The following is a 20543-nucleotide window of genomic DNA, read 5'->3' as shown; positions in this document are numbered from 1 at the left end:
GTACGGGGTCGTCAGGTACCCCGTACCGGCGTACGGCTCAGGGGTGTGTCATGGCCGCAGCAGGACCTTTCCGACCTTCGGGTCGCCGGACCCCACCAACTCGATGGCCTGCGGAAACTCCTCCAACGGCAGCTCGTGCGTCACCAGCGGCAGCGGATCGAGGAGCCCGGCCCCGAAGACCCGTACCGTGTGAGCCCAGGCGTCCGGCGCCGCACCGAACACGGTGTGCACCTCCAGCTGCCGTACGACGAGATCCGTCGGGTCGAGACCGTCCGCACCCGGCGCCGGGATTCCCGTGAGAACCAGCCGCCCCCCGCGCCGCAGCAGGGCGGCGGCGGCGCGCGCGGCGTCCGCGGACCCGGCGGTCTCGATGACGACGTCGAAGTCGTCGGGCAGCTCCTGGTCCTTCGTACGGAAGTCCGTGGCACCGAACTTCATCGACAGCTCCGCCCGGTCCGGACGCGTTCCCACGACCAGCAGCTCGGACGGCGAGCCGGCCTTCAGGAACTGAACGGCGAACATGCCGAGCGTCCCCGTGCCCACCACGGCGACCCGCTCACCCGGAACGGCGTTCGCCTTGAGCGCGGCGGCGGCGATGCACGCGGCCGGCTCCAGCAGCGCCGCCGCCGTGAGATCCGCGTCCTCCGGGAGAACATGCAGGAGACGGGCGGGCAGCGTCAGGGTGGTGGCCATGGCGCCGGGCTCGGTGAACCCGGTCTCCTCGTACCCGGCACTGCACAGCGTGGTCTCACCCGCGTGACACCGGTCGCACACCTGGCAGTTGCGGAAACCCTCGCCAACCACCTTGCAGCCTACGAGAGTTGAAGGCACTCCGTCGCCGACCGCGGCCACCGTGCCGGACCACTCGTGGCCCGGGGTGAGCGGGTAACGGACGTACCCCTCGGGCCGGTTGCCCTGGTAGACCTCGCGGTCACTGCCGCAGATCCCGACGGCGTGGACCCGCACGAGGGCCTCGCCGGCCGCGGGCTGCCGAGGCTCGTGCGGCACCAGTCGGTGCTCGCCCGGGGCCTCGATCACCACCGCGCTGCTCACTCGGTCCCCTTGGGCTTGCGCTGCTCCCAGCCCTCGGCCCACAGGTCGAAACGGGCCTGCTGCTGCGGGAACTCCGCCGCCGCGTCCACGTCCAGCTCGACACCGAGGCCGGGCTTGTCGGAGAGGTGGAAGTAACCGTCCACGACCTCGGGGGCGCCCGAGACGACCTTCTTGATCTCCGCGTCCGCGAAGTCGTTGAAGTGCTCAAGGATCTTGAAGTTGGGGGAGGTGAACCCGACCTGGAGAGAGGCCGCGGTCAGCACCGGTCCGCCCACGTTGTGCGGCGCGACCAGCGTGTAGTGGGTCTCGGCGGTCGCGGCCAGCTTGCGGGTCTCCCAGATGCCGCCGATGTGGCCGACATCGGGCTGGATGATGTCCACGGCCTGGCTCTCGAAGAGCTCACGGAACTCGATCCGGTCGTGGATGCGCTCACCCGTGGCGACCGGGATGTCGACCTTGGCGGCGACCTTCTCCAGCGCCTTCAGGTTCTCCGGCGGGCACGGCTCCTCCAGCCACGCGGGCTTGAAGGGCGCCAGGTCCTTGGCGAGGCGGACGGCGGTCGAGGGCGAGAAGCGGCCGTGCATCTCCAGCATCAGCTCGGAGTCCGGCCCGATGGCGTCGCGCACGGCCTCGATCAGGGAGACCGCGTACATGCTCTGCTCGTGGTCCAGCTCGAAGTGGCCGGTCCCGAAGGGGTCGATCTTGAGCGCCTTGTAACCGCGCTCCATGACCCCTTGCGCCGCCTTGTGGTACGCCTCCGGGGTGCGCTCGGTGGTGTACCAGCCGTTGGCGTACGCCTTGACCTTGTCGGTGACCTTGCCGCCGAGCAGCTGCCAGACCGGCACACCGAGGGCCTTGCCCTTGATGTCCCAGCAGGCCATCTCGATGACGGCGATGCCGGACATCACGATCTCGCCCGCCCGGCCGTAGTCGCCGTACTTCATGCGCTTGACCAGATCCTCGACAGCGAACGGGTCGGAGCCGAGAATGTGATTGGTCTTCGCCTCGTGCAGATAGCCGAGCAGCGCGTCGGTGTGGCCCAGCATGCGGGTCTCGCCGACGCCGGTGAGTCCCTCGTCGGTGTGCACCTGGACGTAGGTCAGGTTCCGCCACGGCGTCCCGACCACGTGCGTGCTGATTCCCGTGATGCGCACGGTACTCCCTAAGTCCTGGTCTGTTCGAGATATCGTCACTTGTTCGAAATGCTGTCGCGACAGTAAGTATGCTTCGGGCGGAGTGTCAATGGGTCGAACGAACAACCCTCCGCGCTTCCTGGACTACCGCCATCCGCGCTCACATCGCGGCAGCGACACCCTTCCTGCCCTGGCCTGTCGCGTTATCCAACCGTGACGGCCTCCCTGACGCAGCCCTCTTGACCGCCGTCGATTGTTAGCGCTCACAATGACCTCCGCATTCACCAGTCGTCACCCACGGCGTCCAGGGAGGTATGAGCGTCATGTCGACAGTGCCCCAACTCGCCTTCCCGCCCGGTGCCCTGGGGCCTTCCGGACCCCCGGAGTGAAGGCTGGGGCGCGAAGGCGACCGCCCACACCACAGGACCTATCCGCGGACGAACGCCAGGGAGGTGCAGCCGTGACCCACTCGCAGACCCACTCGCAGTTCCGGCCGCCCACCATGGCCGACGTGGCACGCCTGGCCGGCGTGTCCCACCAGACCGTGTCCCGTGTACTGGGGGACCACCCCAATGTGCGCGAAGGGACACGGGCGAAGGTGCTGCAGGCCATCGAGGAGATGGGCTACCGCCGCAACTCCTCCGCACGGGCCCTGGCGACCCGGCGCACCCTGACCCTGGGTGTGGTCGCCTCCAACACCACGCTCTACGGGCCGGCCAGCACGCTGTTCGCGCTGGAGGAGGCGGCGCGTGCCGAGGGGTACCTCGTCTCGACGGTCAGTCTGCGCGAACTGACGGTGGAGACGCTGTCCGAGGCCATGGACCGTCTCAGTGAGGGCGGGGTGGAGGGGGTCATAGCCCTCGCCCCGCAGCGGTCGGCGGTCGAGGCACTCACCGAACTCCGCCACCCCTTTCCGGTGGTGGCGGTGGGTACCGGCTCCGGCGTGGACATCCCCAGCGTCAACGTGGACCAGCGGCTGGGTGCGCGGCTCGCCACCGGCCATCTGCTGGCCACGGGCCACCGCAGGGTCTGGCATCTCGCCGGGCCCGAGAACTGGCAGGAGGCGGTGGACCGGGCCGACGGCTGGCGGGAGATCCTCGAAGAGGCCGGCGTCGAACCGCCGTTGCCGCTGCGGGGAGACTGGAGCCCGCTGTCGGGCTATCGTGCGGGCCAGGAACTGGCCGGCTGGGTGGGCCGCGGTCTGACCGCCGTCTTCGTCGCCAACGACCAGATGGCCCTCGGGGTGTTGTGGGCGCTGCGCGAGGCGGGCGTGCGCACTCCCCAGGACGTCGCGGTGGTCGGCTTCGACGACATCCCGGAGTCGGAGTTCTTCGCTCCGCCGCTCACCACCGTCCGGCAGGACTTCTCGGCGGTCGGCAAGCAGAGCATCGCCCTGCTGCTTGATCTGATCGAGGGCCGGACGCCCTCCGGGACGTCGAGGGTCGCCGTCGAACCCCAGCTCCTCGTCCGCGCCAGCACTTTCCCCTACATCCCTCAGCCGGGGACCGCTCCCGGCTGACACGACACCCACCGGTTCGACCGATTGTCCCCGCCCCGCCAACGCGGTCGACATCTCGAACAATGATCGACAGGTTGGACGTAGCGCGACCTGTCACACAGAGCCCCACGAGAAGACCCAACGAGCACCACGAAGCCCCACGAGTACAGCGGGCCCATCCCCGGGCCGGCTCTTCAAAGGAGAAGACACATGCTCAACAGACGAAACTTCCTCACTGCGGCGGTCGGCGTGGCGGCTGCGACGGGCCTGGCGGCCTGCGCCAAGGAGGACGACAGCTCCTCCACCTCCGGCAGCGACAGCGGCAAGATCGTCCTCGGCTTCTCCCAGGTCGGCTCGGAGAGCGGCTGGCGCAGCGCCAACACCGACTCGGTGAAGGAAGCCGCCAAGGAGGCCGGCTACGACCTCAAGTTCTCCGACGCGCAGCAGAAGCAGGAGAACCAGATCTCCGCGATCCGCAACTACATCACCCAGGGCGTGGACGTCATCGCCTTCTCCCCGGTGGTCGTCACCGGCTGGGACGCGGTGCTGAAGGAGGCCAAGGCCAAGAAGATCCCGGTGGTCCTCACCGACCGCTCCGTCGAGACCTCCGACGAGTCCCTGTACGTCACCCTGGTCGGCTCCGACTTCACGGACGAGGGCCGCCGCGCCGCCAAGATCCTGGAGAAGGTCCTGGAGAAGGCCGGCCACAAGGGCGCCGTGAAGATCGCCCAGCTGGAGGGCACCACCGGTGCCGCTCCCGCGATCGAGCGCGCCAAGGGCTTCAAGGAGGTCATGGACGCCGACCACGCGGACGACTGGAAGATCGTCGTCAGTCAGACCGGCGACTTCACCCGGGCCGGCGGCAAGCAGGTCATGGCCGCCTTCCTCCAGTCCAACCCGGACATCGACGTGCTGTTCGCGCACAACGACGACATGGGCATCGGTGCCATCCAGGCCATCGAGGCCGCCGGCAAGAAGCCCGGCAAGGACATCCTGATCGTCACGGTCGACGGCGTGAAGGACGGCTTCATCGCCATGTCCGAGGGCAAGATCAACGCCATCGTCGAGTGCAACCCGCTGCTCGGCCCCCAGCTGATGGAGGTCGTGAAGAAGGTCAAGGACGGCGAGACGGTCGAGCGCTGGATCAAGACCGAGGAGGGCGACTTCATGCAGGACCAGGCCGCAGCCGCGCTCCCCACCCGCAAGTACTGACCGACCGCACCCATCGGCAGGGAGCCTCCGGCCGACCGAACCCTCCACGGAGGGCGGTCGAGGAGGCTCCCTGCGGGCCCGAACGAAATCGCGGGCCCGATCGGGGGCCTGAACGAGATCAACGAGGAGCACTGCCATGGCAGAGCCGCGGCCCGTCCTGGAGATGACGGGCATAGTCAAGGAGTTTCCGGGGGTACGGGCTCTGTCGGGTGTCGACTTCCGGCTCTTCCCCGGTGAGATCCACGCCCTGATGGGCGAGAACGGAGCCGGTAAATCCACCCTCATCAAGGTGCTGACCGGCGTCTACCCGCTGGACGGCGGCACGATCGCCCTCGACGGCCGGCCCGTGCAGATCGACAGCCCGTTCCAGGCACAGCAGGCCGGCATCAGCACCGTCTACCAGGAGGTGAACCTCTGCCCCAACCTGTCGGTGGCGGAGAACATCTTCATCGGACGTGAACCCACCCGCTTCGGCCGCATCCAGTGGAACCGCATGCGCAAGGAAGCGGCGGAGCTGGTGGACCGGCTCGGCCTCGACATCGACGTCACCGCGCCCCTGTCCTCGTACCCGCTGGCCGTGCAGCAACTGGTCGCGATCGTACGGTCGGTGGGCACCGGCGACAGCGACGGCGCCGGAGCCGGCACCAAGGTGCTGGTCCTGGACGAGCCGACCTCCAGCCTCGACCGCGACGAGGTCCTCGAACTGTTCCGCCTGATGCGGCAGCTCCGTGACGAAGGCGTCGCGATCCTGTTCGTCTCGCACTTCCTCGACCAGATCTACGAGATCTGCGACCGGATGACCGTCCTGCGCAACGGCACCCTGGTCGGCGAGCACATGTGCAGCGAGCTCGACCAGGTCGGACTGATCCACCTCATGATCGGCAAGGCGATGGACCAGCTGGAGGAGCTCCACGAGCATCAGCTGCACGCCGACGTCGGCGAGACGCTGCTCCACGCCGACGGCCTCGGCAGGACGGGCGGCGTCGCCCCCTTCGACCTGGAGATCAAGAAGGGCGAGGTGGTGGGCCTGGCCGGCCTGCTCGGCTCCGGCCGCACCGAACTCGCCCGGCTGCTCTTCGGCGCCGACCAGCCCGACAGCGGCAAGGTCACCATCGGCGGCAGGCAGGTCTCGATGAGCGCCCCCAACGACGCGATCTCCGCGGGCGTCGCCTTCTGCTCGGAGAACCGCAAGACCGAGGGCCTGGTACCCGACCTGACGGTGCGGGAGAACATCATCCTCGCCCTCCAGGCGGCCCGTGGCTGGATCCGGCCCATCCCGGCCGCCCAGCGCGACGAACTCGTCGCCAAGTACATCAAGGCGCTGGACATCCGCCCGGCCAACCCGGAGGCGCGGGTCGGCAAGCTCAGCGGCGGCAACCAGCAGAAGGTGCTGCTCGCCCGCTGGCTCATCACCCAGCCGAAGCTGCTGATCCTGGACGAACCGACGCGCGGCATCGACATCGGCGCGAAGGCCGAGATCCAGAAACTGGTGGTCTCGCTCTCCGAGGAAGGCATGGCTGTGCTGTACATCGCGGCCGAGCTGGAGGAGGTGCTCCGGCTCAGCCACACCATCGGCGTGCTGCGCGACCGCAAGCTGGTCGCCCAGATCGCCAACGGGCCCGAGATCACCCCCACCCGGATCCTGGAGACCATCGCGAGCGGAGAGCACCAGTGACCACCACTCCCCGATGGCGAGCGCTGACGCAGCATCACCTGTTCTGGCCGGTGGCCGTGCTGGTGGTCCTGCTGCTGATCAACGTTCCCTTCACCCCCGACTTCTTCTCGATCAAGATGACGGACGGCCACCTCTACGGCAGCCTCGTCTCGATCGTGCTCTTCGGCTCGCCGCTCATCCTGGTGGCGGTCGGCATGACCCTGGTCATCGCGACCGGCGGCATCGACCTCTCGGTCGGCGCGGTGGTCGCCATCACCGGCGCCCTGACCTGCTCGTACATCAGCGACCAGGCCGACCAGAACTCCCTGGCCGGCGTGTTCCTGGCCATGGCCATCGGCCTGGTGGCAGCGGTCGTCTGCGGTCTGTGGAACGGCTTCCTGGTGGCCAGGATGGGCATCCAGCCGATCATCGCCACCCTGATCATCATGGTCGCGGGCCGAGGTGTGGCCCAGCTGATCACCGACGGCAAGATCATCACCATCAACAGCGAGCCGTACAAGCTGATCGGCGGCGGCTACTGGCTGACCCTGCCCTTCTCCATCTTCGTGGTGGCCGCGGTCGTGGCCGTCACCGTGGCACTGACCCGGCGCACGGCCCTCGGCCTCCTCGTCGAGTCGGTCGGCGGCAACGCCGAGGCCAGCCGTCTGGTCGGCATCAGGTCCCGCCGCATCAAGATCATGGTGTACGTGTTCTGCGCACTGTGCGCCGGCATCGCGGGCCTGATGATCAGCTCCAACACCTCCGCCGCGGACGGCAACAACGCCGGCCTGTGGATCGAACTCGACGCGATCCTCGCCGTGGTGATCGGCGGCACCTCGCTGCTGGGCGGCCGGTTCTCCGTCGGCGGCACGGTGGTGGGCGCCCTGGTCATCCAGACCCTGACCACCACGATCTACACCATCGGCGTGCCGACCCAGACCAACCTGGTCTTCAAGGCCGTCGTCGTCATCGTCGTCTGCCTGCTGCAGTCCCCGAAGTTCCGCGCCAAGGTCTTCGGCAACAAGTTCGGCTCCGGAGCGGGAACCGGCACGAAGGGCGGCGGCACCTCGGCCGCCACCCCGGCGGACACCGCCCCGACCACCGCGGCTGCCCCCAAGATGGAGGTGTCGTGATGAGCGCGACCACCCGGACCCCCAAGACCCAGGGCAGTGGTACGACCACGTCCACGACGTCCAGGGCCGCGCAGCTGCTCGGCGACCGGCGTCTGCCCGTAGTGGTGACCGCCACGCTCTTCCTCGCGATGTACATCGTGGGCCTGAGCCGCTACCAGAACTACGGTTTCGGTGAACCGCAGGTCTTCCTCAACCTGTTCATCGACAACGGCTACCTGCTGGTCGCCGCCGTCGGCGCCACCTTCGTGATCCTCTCCGGCGGTATCGACCTGTCCGTCGGCTCCGTGATCGGCTTCACGACCATGCTCACGGCATGGCTGGTGGAGAAGCAGGGCCTGCCCATTCTGGTCGTCATCCCCATCGCGCTGGGCGTGGGCGCCTTCGGCGGCTTCCTGATGGGCTATGTGATCCACAACTTCGAGATCCAGCCCTTCATCGTGACCCTCGCCGGCCTCTTCCTCTTCCGGGGCCTGTGCCTGGTCATCAGCAAGGAGTCGATCGCCATCGACGACTCCAAGGTGAGCAGCATGGCGCAGGCGCAGGCACAACTGGGTGTGGGCTTCCTGTCGATCGGCGCGATAGTCGCGCTGGTGGTCCTGGCGATCGCCTTCTACGTCCTCCACTACACCCGCTTCGGCCGCCGCGTGTACGCCATCGGCGGCAACGAGAACTCGGCCATGCTGATGGGCCTCCCGCAGGGCGGCACGAAGATCGCGGTGTACACGGTGAGCGGCTTCTGCTCCGCCCTGGCGGGCCTGCTGTTCACCCTGTACATCCAGTCCGGTGACCCGCTGCACGCCACCGGCATGGAACTCGACGCGATCGCCGCGGTCGTCATCGGCGGCACGCTGCTGACGGGTGGCTCGGGCTACGTCCTGGGCACGCTGTTCGGCGTCCTGGTCCTGGGCCTGATCAAGAGCATCATCCAGTTCGAGGGCACGCTCAGCTCCTGGTGGACGAAGATCGCCACGGGTGTGCTGCTCTGCGCGTTCATCCTGATCCAGCGGGCCATGACGGCTCGTGGGAAAACCTGAGCCGAGGGAAGGGTTTCACGGGCATTGGGGCGGTCCGTCGCACGTACGCCGTGCGCCGGGCCGCTCCGGCGTGTCAGGAGCCGTCAGGCGTCGGGAGGTGTCATGAGTGGTCATGAGGCGTCAGGACTATGGAGCGGAATGGTCGGGCTTGACCTCAACTGGCAAACCCGAAACGCAAGTTCCGCACCGAATATTCACAGGTGCCCCTAGGAACGCCCCCTGTGAGGAACCTATTCTTCCCGCGTCATGGACTACTGCCACGAGTGCCAGAGGCACCTCAACGGCGCACTTGCCTGCCCGGGGTGCGGCTCATCGATCGCCCCCCTCCATACGTACACGGAGGAGACCGAGGCCCGCCCGGAAGCGGATGCGGGCGACGCCGCAGGTGTTGTCGACGAGGTGCGGCGTCCTGGACGGGCGGCGGCCCGGAAGGCGGGCCGCGGACGCGGTCGTGAGGCCGCTGCTGGCGAGGCCGGGGCCACGGACGCGGACGCCGACGAGTACGAGGGCGAGGACGCCGGACAGGCAGCCGGCAGCCGACGTGACCGCAAGGCCGCGGCGCACCGGCGGCGACGGAAGCGGGCGTTGTTCGTCGCCGCGGGGTTCGTGCTCGCGGCGGGCGGGCTGAGCCTGGCGGAGCTGGGCACGGACGCGCCGGGGTCGAACTCGAAGCCGGCTGCGGCGGGCGGAGCGTCGGCGGAGGGCGCGGCGACGGCGGAGGCCGGCGAGACGGAGGTGCCGCTGTCCGACGGGTCGGCGTCGGCGGACGACGAGGCCTCGGACTCGGCGTCCCCGTCGGTGTCGGCGTCCCCCTCGGCATCGGAGAGCCCGGGATCACCGTCGCCCTCGGACGTGCCGAGCAGAAGCAGGGACCCCCAGTCGTTGCCGATCGGCTCGGCGCCGACGCCGACGAGGGGGGAGTCCTCGACCCCGACGGACTCGACGACCCCGTCCACGGACCCGACGGCAGCGGACCCGACGCCGGAACCGTCACCGTCGGACACGTGCGAGCAGTTTCTCTGGTGGTGCACGTAGAAGCGGTGGTGTTTTCCCGCCCACGCACCCGCACTGCGTCCTGAGCCCGGGCCACGCTCATCCGGCCCGCGTTTCCCACCCGTCTGCCCCGCCGCCGTTTCAGCCCAGGCGCCCAGGCCTGTCCATCTCGCCCGGCGCCTGAAAGGCGACGCCGGCACAGCCCGGACGGCGTTTCCCGCACACCCGCCCGTTGCCCGTCCGTGTGTCGGGCACCCTCGAACCTCTCGGCGTCGACCGGCGTTTCCAGCCCGTCCGGCATGTGAGGCGCCAGGGTGGCTCATGGGGCCGGTCTGTGACCAGACAGGCGTGGCAGCACACAGGGCTCTCCTGCGAACCGCGGGTCCGCCCGGTTCTAGGCCTCCACCATCCGCACCAGCAACCCCCGCAACAGCACCCGCTCCTCGTCCGACAGTCCGGCCAGCGGCTCCCGGGCGAAGTCGAGCGAGTCGCGCAGGCTCAGTGCGACCCGGCGCCCCTCGTCCGTGCAGGCGGCCAGTTTCACCCGGCGGTCCGACGGGTCGGGGCGGCGTTCCACCAGGGCCCGGGATTCCAGCCGGTCCACGATCCCGGTGACGTTCGACGGCTCGCACCGCAGCTTCCGCGCCAGCTGTCGCATCGGCAGCGGCCCCAGTGAGAGCAGGCTCAGCAGGCGGGCCTGCGCCCCGGTGAGGGAGTGCTGGGTGGCCGCCTCCTCGTACTCCTGGTGGTAACGGGCCACGACCGCGCCGATGAGGTCGACGACCTCCAGGGTCAGGGGGTCGGGGCGGCGGGTCTTCTCGGGTGTGGCCATGCTCTCCAGGTTACCCCTTTACTTGACACCATGAAATATTAAGGAGCATTATTGTTTCACGTACTGAAGCATCTGAGCCGCACCGGAAGGCCCCCCTCATGCCCGACACCTCCGCCCCCACCCTCCCCAGCGTCAACCGTGAGTGGCACCTGCTCAGCCGTCCTGTCGGCGTGCCCAAGGCCGAGGACTTCGCCCTGGTCGAGGCCAAGGTGCCGCAGCCCCGCGAGGGCCAGGTGCTGGTGCGGAACCTGTATGTCTCCGTGGACCCCTACATGCGTGGCCGGATGAGCGACGCCAAGTCGTATGTCGCCCCCTTCGAGCTGGGCAAGGTCATGCAGGGCGGGGCCGTCGGCGAGGTCGTCGCCTCCAACGCCGAGGGCTTCTCCGTCGGCGACCACGTCCTGCACTTCCTCGGCTGGCGAGAGTACGCGGCCGTGAACGCGAGGGACGCCGTCAAGGTCGACCCCGAGGCCGCGCCGCTGTCGACGTACCTCGGTGTCCTCGGCATGACCGGCCTCACCGCCTACGCGGGCCTCCTGCGCACCGCCTCCTTCAAGGAGGGCGACGTGGTGTTCGTGTCCGGTGCCGCCGGTGCCGTGGGCGGTCAGGTCGGGCAGATCGCCAGGCTCAAGGGCGCCTCCCGGGTCATCGGCTCCGCCGGGTCGGACGAGAAGGTCAAGGTGCTGGTGGAGGAGTACGGCTTCGACGCCGCCTTCAACTACAAGGACGGGCCGGTCGGCGAGCAGCTGCGCAAGGCCGCCCCCGACGGCATCGACGTGTACTTCGACAACGTGGGCGGCGACCACCTGGAGGCGGCCATCGGCTCCCTCAACCACGCCGGCCGTATCGCCGTCTGCGGCATGATCTCCGTCTACAACAACACGGAGCCCGCCCCCGGTCCGAAGAACCTCGCCCGCCTCATCGCCACCCGTGGCCGTATAGAGGGCCTCCTCGTCAACGACCACTACGACCTTCAGCCGCAGTTCGTCGAGGAGGTCGGCGCCTGGGTCCGCTCCGGCGAACTCAAGTACCGCGAGACGGTCGTCGAGGGCATCGAGAACAACCTGGAGGCGTTCCTCGGGGTGCTGCGCGGCGACAACACCGGCAAGATGATCGTCAAGTTCTGAGCGATTCTCGTGACACGACGTCATACAGCGTTCGTACAACGGTAGTTGTCGCATACGGACACGGAGGCCGCATCCCTGGACGTGGGGTGCGGCCTCCGTCGTTGACCGGTCGGAGCGCTCAGATACGCAGCGCAGCCCTGTGAACCGCCCGTACCAACCGCTCGTTCTCCGGCGCCGCTCCGCCCGGGAAGGCGTACCGGCGGCGGGTGTAGCCGTAGGCCAGGCCGCTGTGCGGGTCGGCGAAGGCCTGGGATCCGCCCGCACCGCTGTGGCCGATCGTGCCCGCGCCCAGGAACGGGTAGGCCACGTCCGCCGTCTTCTGGAAGCCCAGGCCGAACGACTTGTGGGCCCGGGCCACCAGGTCGTAGCCGGCCGAGTGGAACTGGCCGAACTCCGCCACCGTGTCCGGCTTCAGCAGCGGCGCCTGCTCCCCGACCTCACTGATCGCCGCCGCGTACAGCCCGGCCAGCCCACGCGCCGACGCCACCCCGCCGACCGACGCCGGACCCTTGGCCCGGACCACCCGGTGGTTGGGCAGCGACTCGATGTCGGTGGGCTCGACCCCGTTGCGGTTGAAGGCGATCGACGCGAGCGTGTGGGGTCCCGACGGCAGCGAGTCCAGCAACTCCCTTTCCCCGGGCGTCGGTCGCATCGGCTGCACGGTACGGAAGCGGGGCTCCAGCGCCTCCGGCAGACCCAGATGGAAATCGAGGTCGTACGGGGCGCGCACCCGTTCCTCGTGGACCTCCTGGAGCGTACGGCCCGTGGCGCGCCGTACGATCTCGCCGGTCAACGCGCCGATCACCAGGGCGTGGTAGCCGAAGGCGGTGCCCGGGCGCCAGAACGGGCGCTGGTCCGCGAGGCGTTCGGCGATCACCCGGTCGCAGGCCAGTTCCTCCAGGGTGAAACCGGCGTCGGTGCCGACCAGGCCGGCCCGGTGCGCGATCAGGTCGCGCAGGGTCAGCGTGGCCTTGCCCTCGGCGGAGAACTCCGGCCAGTAGTAGGTGACCTTGCGGTCCAGCTCCAGCGTGCCCTCCTGGACCAGGAGGGCGACCACGAGATGGGCGGCGCCCTTCGTGGACGAGTACACGCCGTAAAGGGTGTCCGGTCCGGTGTCCGGGCCCGCCCACAGGTCGACGACCCGCCTGCCGTGCACGTACGCGCACAACTGGCCCTCGTAGTCGGGCAGTTCACCGGCGACGAAGGAGGCGAACTCCTCCCGCACCGCCTCGAAGCCCTCGGCCACGGTGCCCCGGACGAGCCCTGCGGGCCCTGGCTCGGTGGTCTCCTGCGTCATCCGCTCTCCTCACTGGACGTACTGCTCGCTCCCAGATCTCCCCGGACTGCCCGCACGGTAAGCAGAGCACGGGCCACCTGCGCGAACTCCCCCTTGGGATGATCCCGGAACAGCGGCTCGGTGCCGAAGAGCACCGCGTGCGGCCCGCTGACCACCGACGCCTGTCCCGCGGCTGCGGCGGGTCCGCCGGAACCGTCCGCCAACGGCCGCCAGTGCCCGGAGACAAGGAGGTTCCCGGCCCCGTACGACTGGTCGACGCGCACCTCGGGGCCCAGGTCCGTGAACCAGACGGGCGCGTAGACGAACCCGTGGTCCGGGGCACCGCCGGTGACCGGGCTGCCGCCCGAGTTCGCCACCCGTACAACGCCGTTGGCGTCCCCGTTGCCCTCGACCGGCCTGGCCGCCAGCACTCCGGCGGCGGAGTTCAGCGCGGCCCCGGCGGCACCCCGGCCCACGAGCCCACCGGAGTCGAGGAAGGCGTCGAGTGCCGTACGGGCGGCCGGGGTCAGCCCCTCGTACCGCACTCCCTGCGACACGAACAGCACATCCGCCCGCGACCAGTCGAAGCCGGCGTTGAGGATGTCCGTCGACACCGGCGTGACCTCGAAGTTCATCTCCCGCAGCGCGAAAAGCTCACCGGGCGTGACCGCCGCCGCGACCCGGGTGCGGTGCAGGGGAGCCGTGCCGGTGGCCTTCGTCGCGTCGAAGGCCACGTCGTACGTCCGGGCCGCCGCGACCGCCTTCCCGCGCGCCGACGCCGGCACGATCGCACTGCCGTCCGCCGCCCGGAGTACCGAAACCCCGTCCCGGAGAAGGGAGTTGAGGGCCGCGATCTCGCGCGGATCGTCGAGCCGCAGCCGCAGACTGCCGTACGGGGCGACGTATCCGACCCGCGAAGCAGCGGTGACCGCCCGCACAGGCACCCCCAACAGGCTGCCGCTGCCGACCGGCTGGACGGTCGCGCCCCACAGCCGGCCCAGGCTCCAGCCCGAGATGTCGTACATCACCGACACCTTGTCGCTGATGTCCCGCCCGTCGGCGAGCAGCACGTTCGCCAGCCCGCGCTTCGGCTGGCGCATGTCGACGACGTACGAGCCCTTCGCGTACGTCCGGCCGCCGAGCCGGAAGGCGTGGGTCGCGCGGCTGACCCTGACGTCGTTGGCGAGCAGGTGGTCGACCAGCCGTGCGGCGGCGGGAGCGGAGCGCTGGGCCGGCGTGCCCGCCGGAATGACGTACGCACGGGGGAAGGCGGTCGTGTAGACGTCCTCCGGCCCGACACCCGGCACACCCGGGACGGTCTGCGCCGAGACCGGCACCTGAGCGGCCCCTGCCGCCCCGCGCCGGAAGACCTCGATCTGGTCGGCGACGAGTGCGGTCCGGTGCTCCCGGACGTAGTCGAGAGTCGCCGTGATGGCCGCGCCGGCCACGGCGACGTTGATCGCGGAACGGCGGCGCAACTCGTCGACCGGCAGGGTGTCGTAGGCGCGGTTGTTGACCGCCAGCGGGATCTCGACGGTGTGCGCGGCGACCGTGCCGTGGAAGGCCGCGTACTGCGGGGTGAAGATCGGCGGCCAGTCGTCCCAGCCCTCCTCCTGGTCCCGGAACGGGATCTGGGCGGGCTCGACACCGTCCTTCTGCGGTGTGTAGCCGAGGCCGTTCACCGCGGCCTCCATACCGAGGGCGTTGGCGTAGGTGTTCTTCAGGAAGAGGTCGTACTCGTAGTTCTCGCCGTGCGGGGGAGTGGTGGGCTCGATCAGGGTGCCGTTGACGTATCCGTGCACGTCGAGCATGACGGTCGGCTGCTTGTCGATCTCGATCTGCCGCATCACCCGACCCTCGGGCTGCGAGGAGGTGACGAAGTCCCGGTTCAGGTCGAACCCGTTGGCGTTGGCCCGGGTGCCTGCGACACGGCCGTCCGGGTTGGCGGTGATGTTGAAGTAGAGCCGGCTGTGCGCGAGCAGATCCCGGGTCCTGGCATCGGTGGCGGTCGCGAGCCGCTCGATGAGCCTCAGGGAGGCGTCGGTGCCCTCCCACTCGTTGCCGTGGATGTTGTTGTTGACGAAGACGGGAGCCTTGTAACTCCGTTTGACCGTCCAGCTCCTGGCGGCGGCAGCCGGAGCGTTCTCGATCAGTTCCCGCATGCCCTCCTGGGCGCGCGTCTGGGCGGCACTCTCCGGCGCGGTGACCGTGACGAGGTAGAGCCGGTGCCCGCCCGCCGACCGGCCCGCGACCTCGACGCTCACCCGGTCGCCCAGCCCCTGAAGGGCGTTCAGCTTCGGGGCGATGGCGTGGTACGGGGTCAGGCCCAGCTTGATGGACCTGTCGGCCGGGTTCTCCGGGTCGGGGGACAGGGTCTGTTCACGGGGGTAGCCGCGCCCGGTGCCGGTGAGGCCGGTGACGGGGGCGGCGAGGGCGCGGGTGGCGGCGCCGGCCGGGGTCGTGGCGGCGCGTGAGTCGGCCGAGGACCGCTCGCTCGCCGCCCCCTCACGGGTCACGGGCTTGCGGTCGGCGGTGGCGGTGTGGGGGGTGAGCAGGAGCGAGCCCGCCGTGGTGACGGCGAGGGCGGCGAGCAGAACAGGGCTCGGTGGAACGGGTCTTGTGCGACGCACGCGTACCTTCTCCCATGCTTCCTGTACTTCCTGTGCTTCCTGAGATCGGTACGGCGAGATGTACCCCCTCGACTCAACGCCAACAAGAGGGCCTCCGCGCCACGGATGCCCCGGATGGCGCATGCCGAGGGGGCCGGACGGGGCCGATAGAGTTCCCACATGCGCGATCTCGGGACAGGCCTCCACTACCTGCTGAAGGGCCAACGCTGGGTGGCCCAACACGGCAAGCAGTACGGCTGGGGCCTCGTCCCCGGCCTCCTCACCCTCGTCCTCTACCTCGCGGCCCTCACCGCCCTGGCCCTCTACGGCACCGACCTCTCGACCTGGGCCACCCCCTTCGCCGACGACTGGTCGAGCCCCTGGCCCGGCCTCTTCCGCGGCTTCCTCACCGCTCTCCTTTTCGCCCTCGCCCTGCTCCTCTCGGTACTCACGTTCACCGCCATGACGCTGCTCATAGGCCAGCCCTTCTACGAGAACCTCTCCGAGAAGGTCGACCGTGACGTGTCCCCCGACGGCACGGCCCCCGAGTCGGGGCTCCCGCTGCACAGGGAGTTGTGGATCTCGGCCCGGGACAGCCTCCGGATCGTCGTACGGGCCCTGTGCTGGGCCGTGCTCCTCTTCGCCCTCGGCTTCGTCCCGTTCGTCGGACAGACCGCCGTTCCCGTGATCGGCGTCGTCGTCACCGGCTTCTTCCTCACCGAGGAGCTTGCCGCCGTCGCCCTTCAGCGGCGCCGGGTCGAACTGCGGGAGCGGCTCGCCCTGCTGCGCTCCCGCAGGCTGCTCGTGTGGGGCTTCGGAACGCCGCTCGCCCTGGCCTTCCTGGTGCCGTTCGTCGCCGTGTTCCTGATGCCGGGCGCGGTCGCGGGCGCCACCCTGATGGCCCGCGACCTGCTCGGCGAGGAGACCGGCCAGACGCAGGACGCCGACGATCAGGAGACGCCGAAGCCGTCCGCCTGACCGGACGTGTCGACAGCCACGACCAGGATCGACCGCAGCTGGGCGATGATGTCCAGCCGGTTCCGCACGAACTCGGGATCGGTCACGGCCCCGGTCGCCGGGTCGGTGTTGCCCGTCCCGAACTGCAGCACAGGCGTGTGCACATGCCCGCCGGGAAGCGTGGCGCCCAGACCGAGCCGGTCGCGCAGCAGGGTCGCCCGGTAGGCGATCTCGTTGGAGAGGTAGTTCCCGCCGCCCCCGGCCCGCGCCGTCGATCCGGGGGTGGGTCCGTCCGCCCGTACGACGGGATCGGTACCTCCCGCCGGTATCTCGGTCACGCCCGTGTTGTCGTACACGGGGAAACGCCCGGTGCCGGCGGCGACAATCGCCTTGTACGGCAGGGTCGTCGACGTCCACTGCGGCTGCGAGGCCGGGTCGCCGACCGGGACCGTCTCCGTCCGGCCGATGTTCTCGTTGTCCGGGAAGCCGCCCCGCCAGGCCCCGTTGGTCCGCTCCACGTCGAACCGCCCGACCCGTCCCTGACTCACGGTCGCGAACAGATCGACCTTCGGCAGATACGGCTTCAGCGTCCGCTCCACCGTCCCCTCGGCGAAGTCCTGCCAGCGCACCGGGAACACGGCGGTCTCGACCCTGGCCGGCCCCTCCGCCGTCTCGATCACCGTGCCGTCGAGGGCGAGCGCGCCGGCCCCGGACGGGTTGGAGATCCGTATGTCACGGTCGAGCGTGAACGGATCGAACCCGGTGACGAGAACCCGCTTCAGTGCCCCGCCGCACGGATAGCGGATCGACGTCTGCCCACGCGAGTTCCGCTCCAACTCGTCCAACAGTGCCGTCCGTTGGCTGTCGCTGACCCCGAACGACGGCTCCCACAGCCGCAGTTCACGGATCATCGCGAGCCGCGCCCAGTACAGCGGCCGGTCGTCGTCCCGGCTCAGATCACCGCCGGCCGGACCGCGCCCCTGTGCCCGGTCGACGGCCCGCCGCCACAGCGCCGATCCCTGGCGTACGACGAGTCCGCGGGCCTCCGCGTACGAGCGCGCACTGCCGAGCGCCCGCGCCAACGTCGGTGCCACGGAGCCGAATCCGGAACGCCGGAGGATCTCCCGCGGTGCCGCCGTGTCGAGCCGCTGCTCCTCGACGGTCGGCGCGGCCGGGGCGTCGGCGGCCGAGGCGGTGGCGGGCGCCGCCAACCCGGCCAGCAGCGCGAGCCCGAGTACACCGATCCGTACATGTGGACAACTCAAGGGAGTCAGACCTTCCGTCGCCGTGGCGCACAACAGCGGGGTGCTGCCGGACGGCCGCAGTATCGCGTGGCCGAAGTGGTCTACGCCATAGTGTGAGGTGGGGAGACGTTCATGGATACCGACGAGGAGGCGCCCACGTGACGGAAACACCACAGGTACCGCGGGGACCGAAGGACACGGCCCGCGAGGTGGCCGTCGAGGCGGCTCTGGGCAAGCTCGACCTGGACGCCAAGGCCCGGCTGCTGGCCGGCCAGGACACCTGGTCGCTGCCCGAAATGCCCGAGATCGGGCTGAGGTCCCTGGTCATGTCCGACGGCCCGATCGGCGTCCGGGGCACCCGCTGGACCGCCGACGACCCCTCCGTCGCGCTGCCCTCCCCGACGGCGCTCGCCGCCACCTGGGACCCCGAACTCGCCCGCAGCGCCGGGGTGTTGCTGGCCCAGGAGGCCCGTCGCAAGGGCGTCCACGTGCTCCTCGCGCCCACTGTCAACCTGCACCGCTCCCCGCTCGGCGGCCGGCACTTCGAGGCGTACAGCGAGGACCCGTATCTCACCGGGCGGATCGGCGCGGCCTATGTGAACGGCGTCCAGTCCGGCGGCGTCGGCACCACCGTCAAGCACTTCGTCGCGAACGACGCCGAGACCGACCGCTTCACGGTGGACAACCTGGTCTCCGCACGCGCCCTGCGCGAGCTGTACCTGGCCCCCTTCGAGATCATCGTCGCGAACGCCCACCCCTGGGGCATCATGACCGCCTACAACACGGTCAACGGCACCACGATGAGCGAACACCGCTACCTGGTCAACGAGATCCTGCGCGGCGAATGGGGCTTCGACGGCTACAACGTCTCCGACTGGATGGCCGCCCGCTCGACCACCGGCGCCATCAACGGCGGCCTCGACGTCGCCATGCCCGGCCCGAGGACGGTGTACGGCGCTCCCCTCGCCCAGGCCGTACGGGACGGAGCGGTGCCCGAGGCCACCCTCGACGGTGCCGTACGCAACGTACTGCGCCTCGCCGCCCGCGTCGGCATCCTGGAGGGCGCCGAGCCCGCCGTCGCCCACGCAGACCTCCCCGCACCGGTCGACGGCGGGGCCCTGGCCCGCGAGATCGCCCACCGCTCCTTCGTCCTGGTCCGCAACGAGGGCGCCCTGCCGCTGCCCGCCGGCCACACCGTCGCCCTCGTCGGCTCCGCCGCCCGCGACGCCCGCGTCCTCGGCGGCGGCTCCGCCACCGTCTTCCCGGCCGGCATCGTCTCCCCGCTCGACGGCCTCACCGCCGCCCTCCCCGAAGGCACCCTGACCTATGCCGTCGGCGCCGACCCGAGCATCGAACTCGCCGTCGCCGACAAGGGGTTCGTTCTGCGCGCGGTCTGCCGCGACACCGCCGGGACGGTCATCGGCACCGGCTCCGCCCCCAACGGCCAGATCAACTGGATGGGCTCGGACCTCCCCGACGGCGTCACCCACGACCGGCTCCACACCGTCGAACTCACCGGCACCTTCACCCCGCGCGACACCGGCACGCACACCTTCGGCATCAAGGGCCTCGGCGCCTTCACCCTCACCGTCGACGGGACGACGCACTACGACGACGTCCAGACCACCGACAGCGACGACCCCTTCATCTCGTTCTTCGGCGAACCGGAGCCCCGCGCCGAGGTCCGGCTCACCGCGGACGCACCGGTCGAGGTGTCCCTCACCCACGCCGTCACCATCCCCGACGACGCCCCGATGCCCGTCGTCGGCTTCAGCCTCTGCCACCAGGAACCGCAGCGCGGCCCCGACGAACTGATCACCGAGGCCGCCGAGGCCGCCCGCGCCGCAGACACCGCCGTCGTCGTGGTCGCCACCACCGACCGCGTCGAGTCCGAGGGCTTCGACCGCAGGGACCTCCAACTCCCCGGCCGTCAGGACGACTTGGTGCGCGCGGTCGCCGCCGCCAACCCGAACACCGTCGTGGTCGTCAACTCGGGCTCCCCGGTGGAACTGCCCTGGCGCGACGAGGTCGCCGCCGTGCTGCTGAGCTGGTTCCCCGGCCAGGAGGGCGGCGCGGCCCTGGCGGACGTCCTCACGGGCGCGCGGGAACCCGGCGGGCGGCTCCCCACCACCTGGGGCGCGCTCGCCGACGCCCCGGTCACCCGGGTGACCCCGACGGACGGCGAACTCCCTTACACCGAGGGCGTGTTCATCGGATACCGGGCCTGGGAGCGGGAGGGCAGGGTCCCCTCGTACGCCTTCGGTCACGGCCTTGGCTACACCGACTGGACGTACGAGAGCGCCGAGGCGGAAGGGACGCGGGCGAACGGGGTGACGGTCACCGTCCGGGTCACCAACTCGGGCACGCGCCCGGGCCGCGAGGTCGTACAGGTGTACCTCGCACCGACCGTCCAGGACGCCGGCCGCCCGGCCCGATGGCTCGCGGCCTTCGCCGGCATCGAGGCGGCCCCCGGTGAAACGGTGGAGGTGGTCCTCGAACTCCCGCGCCGCGCCTTCGAGATCTGGGACGAGTCCGCCAACGTGTGGGTCTTTGTGAAAGGTTCGTACGAAATCCAGGTCGGTCGCTCGATCGCCGACCGCAGGCTCGCCGCGCCGATTACGGTCTGACCGAGGGCAGTCCGCCCCACCAGCCGGCCCCGGCCCGGGACCTGACCCCCGGACCGGGGCTCGCCGGCGACCCGAACACCGGCTCCGCGGCTGGGCCCCGCGCCTCGGCCCTGCGGCTGATTCCCGGGCCTCGGCCCCGCCCCTCGGCGCCACGGTTCGGC

15 protein-coding genes are annotated in these 20543 nt (G+C 70.2%); 8 read left to right on the top strand and 7 right to left on the bottom strand.

Going from position 1 to position 20543, the window contains the following annotated elements:
• Positions 1 to 48: 48 nt before the first annotated feature.
• Positions 49 to 1053, bottom strand: a complete 1005-nt coding sequence (locus RB628_RS12870; RefSeq protein WP_318320504.1) for a zinc-dependent alcohol dehydrogenase — start codon at positions 1051 to 1053, stop codon at positions 49 to 51.
• Positions 1050 to 2207: a mandelate racemase/muconate lactonizing enzyme family protein gene (locus RB628_RS12865; protein ID WP_318320503.1), complete on the bottom strand. Its 1158-nt coding sequence runs from the start codon at positions 2205 to 2207 to the stop codon at positions 1050 to 1052. Before RB628_RS12865 ends, RB628_RS12870 begins: the two co-directional genes overlap by 4 nt.
• A gap of 481 nt (positions 2208 to 2688) precedes the next feature.
• Here RB628_RS12865 and RB628_RS12860 point away from each other — a divergent pair, with 481 nt between their 5' ends.
• The 5 genes from RB628_RS12860 (at position 2689) to yjfF (ending at position 8717) form a co-directional block, all read left to right on the top strand.
• Positions 2689 to 3705, top strand: coding sequence for a LacI family DNA-binding transcriptional regulator (locus tag RB628_RS12860; protein WP_318320522.1), 1017 nt, complete (start codon positions 2689 to 2691; stop codon positions 3703 to 3705).
• A 189-nt stretch (positions 3706 to 3894) separates the two neighbouring features.
• Positions 3895 to 4896 carry an ABC transporter substrate-binding protein gene (locus RB628_RS12855; protein WP_318320502.1) on the top strand — a complete coding sequence of 334 codons (1002 nt, stop codon included), beginning with the start codon at positions 3895 to 3897 and terminating at the stop codon, positions 4894 to 4896.
• A gap of 136 nt (positions 4897 to 5032) precedes the next feature.
• Positions 5033 to 6571, top strand: coding sequence for a sugar ABC transporter ATP-binding protein (locus RB628_RS12850; RefSeq protein WP_318320501.1), 1539 nt, complete (start codon positions 5033 to 5035; stop codon positions 6569 to 6571).
• Positions 6568 to 7683 (top strand): ABC transporter permease, encoded by a 1116-nt coding sequence (locus tag RB628_RS12845; protein ID WP_318320500.1) that lies wholly within the window; start codon positions 6568 to 6570, stop codon positions 7681 to 7683. The genes RB628_RS12850 and RB628_RS12845 overlap by 4 nt, the downstream gene beginning before the upstream one ends.
• Positions 7683 to 8717, top strand: coding sequence for a galactofuranose ABC transporter, permease protein YjfF (yjfF, locus tag RB628_RS12840; protein ID WP_318320499.1), 1035 nt, complete (start codon positions 7683 to 7685; stop codon positions 8715 to 8717). The genes RB628_RS12845 and yjfF overlap by 1 nt, the downstream gene beginning before the upstream one ends.
• 251 nt (positions 8718 to 8968) lie before the next feature.
• Here yjfF and RB628_RS12835 read toward each other — a convergent pair whose 3' ends face one another.
• A complete protein-coding gene (locus RB628_RS12835) occupies positions 8969 to 9721 on the bottom strand; it encodes a hypothetical protein (protein WP_318320498.1) in 753 nt (250 codons plus the stop codon).
• A 383-nt stretch (positions 9722 to 10104) separates the two neighbouring features.
• Positions 10105 to 10542 carry a MarR family winged helix-turn-helix transcriptional regulator gene (locus tag RB628_RS12830; protein ID WP_318320497.1) on the bottom strand — a complete coding sequence of 146 codons (438 nt, stop codon included), beginning with the start codon at positions 10540 to 10542 and terminating at the stop codon, positions 10105 to 10107.
• Between the two features lie 98 nt (positions 10543 to 10640).
• On the opposite strand from RB628_RS12830, the gene RB628_RS12825 reads away from it, so the two are divergent.
• The gene (locus tag RB628_RS12825) at positions 10641 to 11669 is read left to right on the top strand and encodes an NADP-dependent oxidoreductase (protein WP_318320496.1); all 1029 of its coding nucleotides are present in this window, start codon (positions 10641 to 10643) and stop codon (positions 11667 to 11669) included.
• A 118-nt stretch (positions 11670 to 11787) separates the two neighbouring features.
• Here RB628_RS12825 and RB628_RS12820 read toward each other — a convergent pair whose 3' ends face one another.
• Both RB628_RS12820 and RB628_RS12815 read right to left on the bottom strand, forming a co-directional pair.
• A complete protein-coding gene (locus tag RB628_RS12820; RefSeq protein ID WP_318320495.1) occupies positions 11788 to 12966 on the bottom strand; it encodes a serine hydrolase domain-containing protein in 1179 nt (392 codons plus the stop codon).
• Positions 12963 to 15575, bottom strand: a complete 2613-nt coding sequence (locus tag RB628_RS12815) for a M14 family zinc carboxypeptidase (protein WP_318320494.1) — start codon at positions 15573 to 15575, stop codon at positions 12963 to 12965. The genes RB628_RS12820 and RB628_RS12815 overlap by 4 nt, the downstream gene beginning before the upstream one ends.
• 159 nt (positions 15576 to 15734) lie before the next feature.
• Here RB628_RS12815 and RB628_RS12810 point away from each other — a divergent pair, with 159 nt between their 5' ends.
• Positions 15735 to 16532: an EI24 domain-containing protein gene (locus tag RB628_RS12810; protein WP_318320493.1), complete on the top strand. Its 798-nt coding sequence runs from the start codon at positions 15735 to 15737 to the stop codon at positions 16530 to 16532.
• Here RB628_RS12810 and RB628_RS12805 read toward each other — a convergent pair.
• On the bottom strand, positions 16505 to 17776 hold the full coding sequence (locus RB628_RS12805; protein ID WP_318320491.1) for a pyroglutamyl peptidase: 1272 nt from the start codon (positions 17774 to 17776) through the stop codon (positions 16505 to 16507). The genes RB628_RS12810 and RB628_RS12805 overlap by 28 nt on opposite strands.
• Positions 17777 to 17913: 137 nt before the next feature.
• On the opposite strand from RB628_RS12805, the gene RB628_RS12800 reads away from it, so the two are divergent.
• Positions 17914 to 20382: a beta-glucosidase gene (locus RB628_RS12800; RefSeq protein ID WP_318320490.1), complete on the top strand. Its 2469-nt coding sequence runs from the start codon at positions 17914 to 17916 to the stop codon at positions 20380 to 20382.
• Positions 20383 to 20543 lie beyond the last annotated feature (161 nt).

The organism is Streptomyces sp. ADMS (assembly GCF_033441795.1).
Lineage (GTDB): Bacteria > Actinomycetota > Actinomycetes > Streptomycetales > Streptomycetaceae > Streptomyces.
The sequence above is the reverse complement of the archived record's forward strand: the minus strand, read 5'-3'. Positions and strand labels throughout refer to the sequence as shown.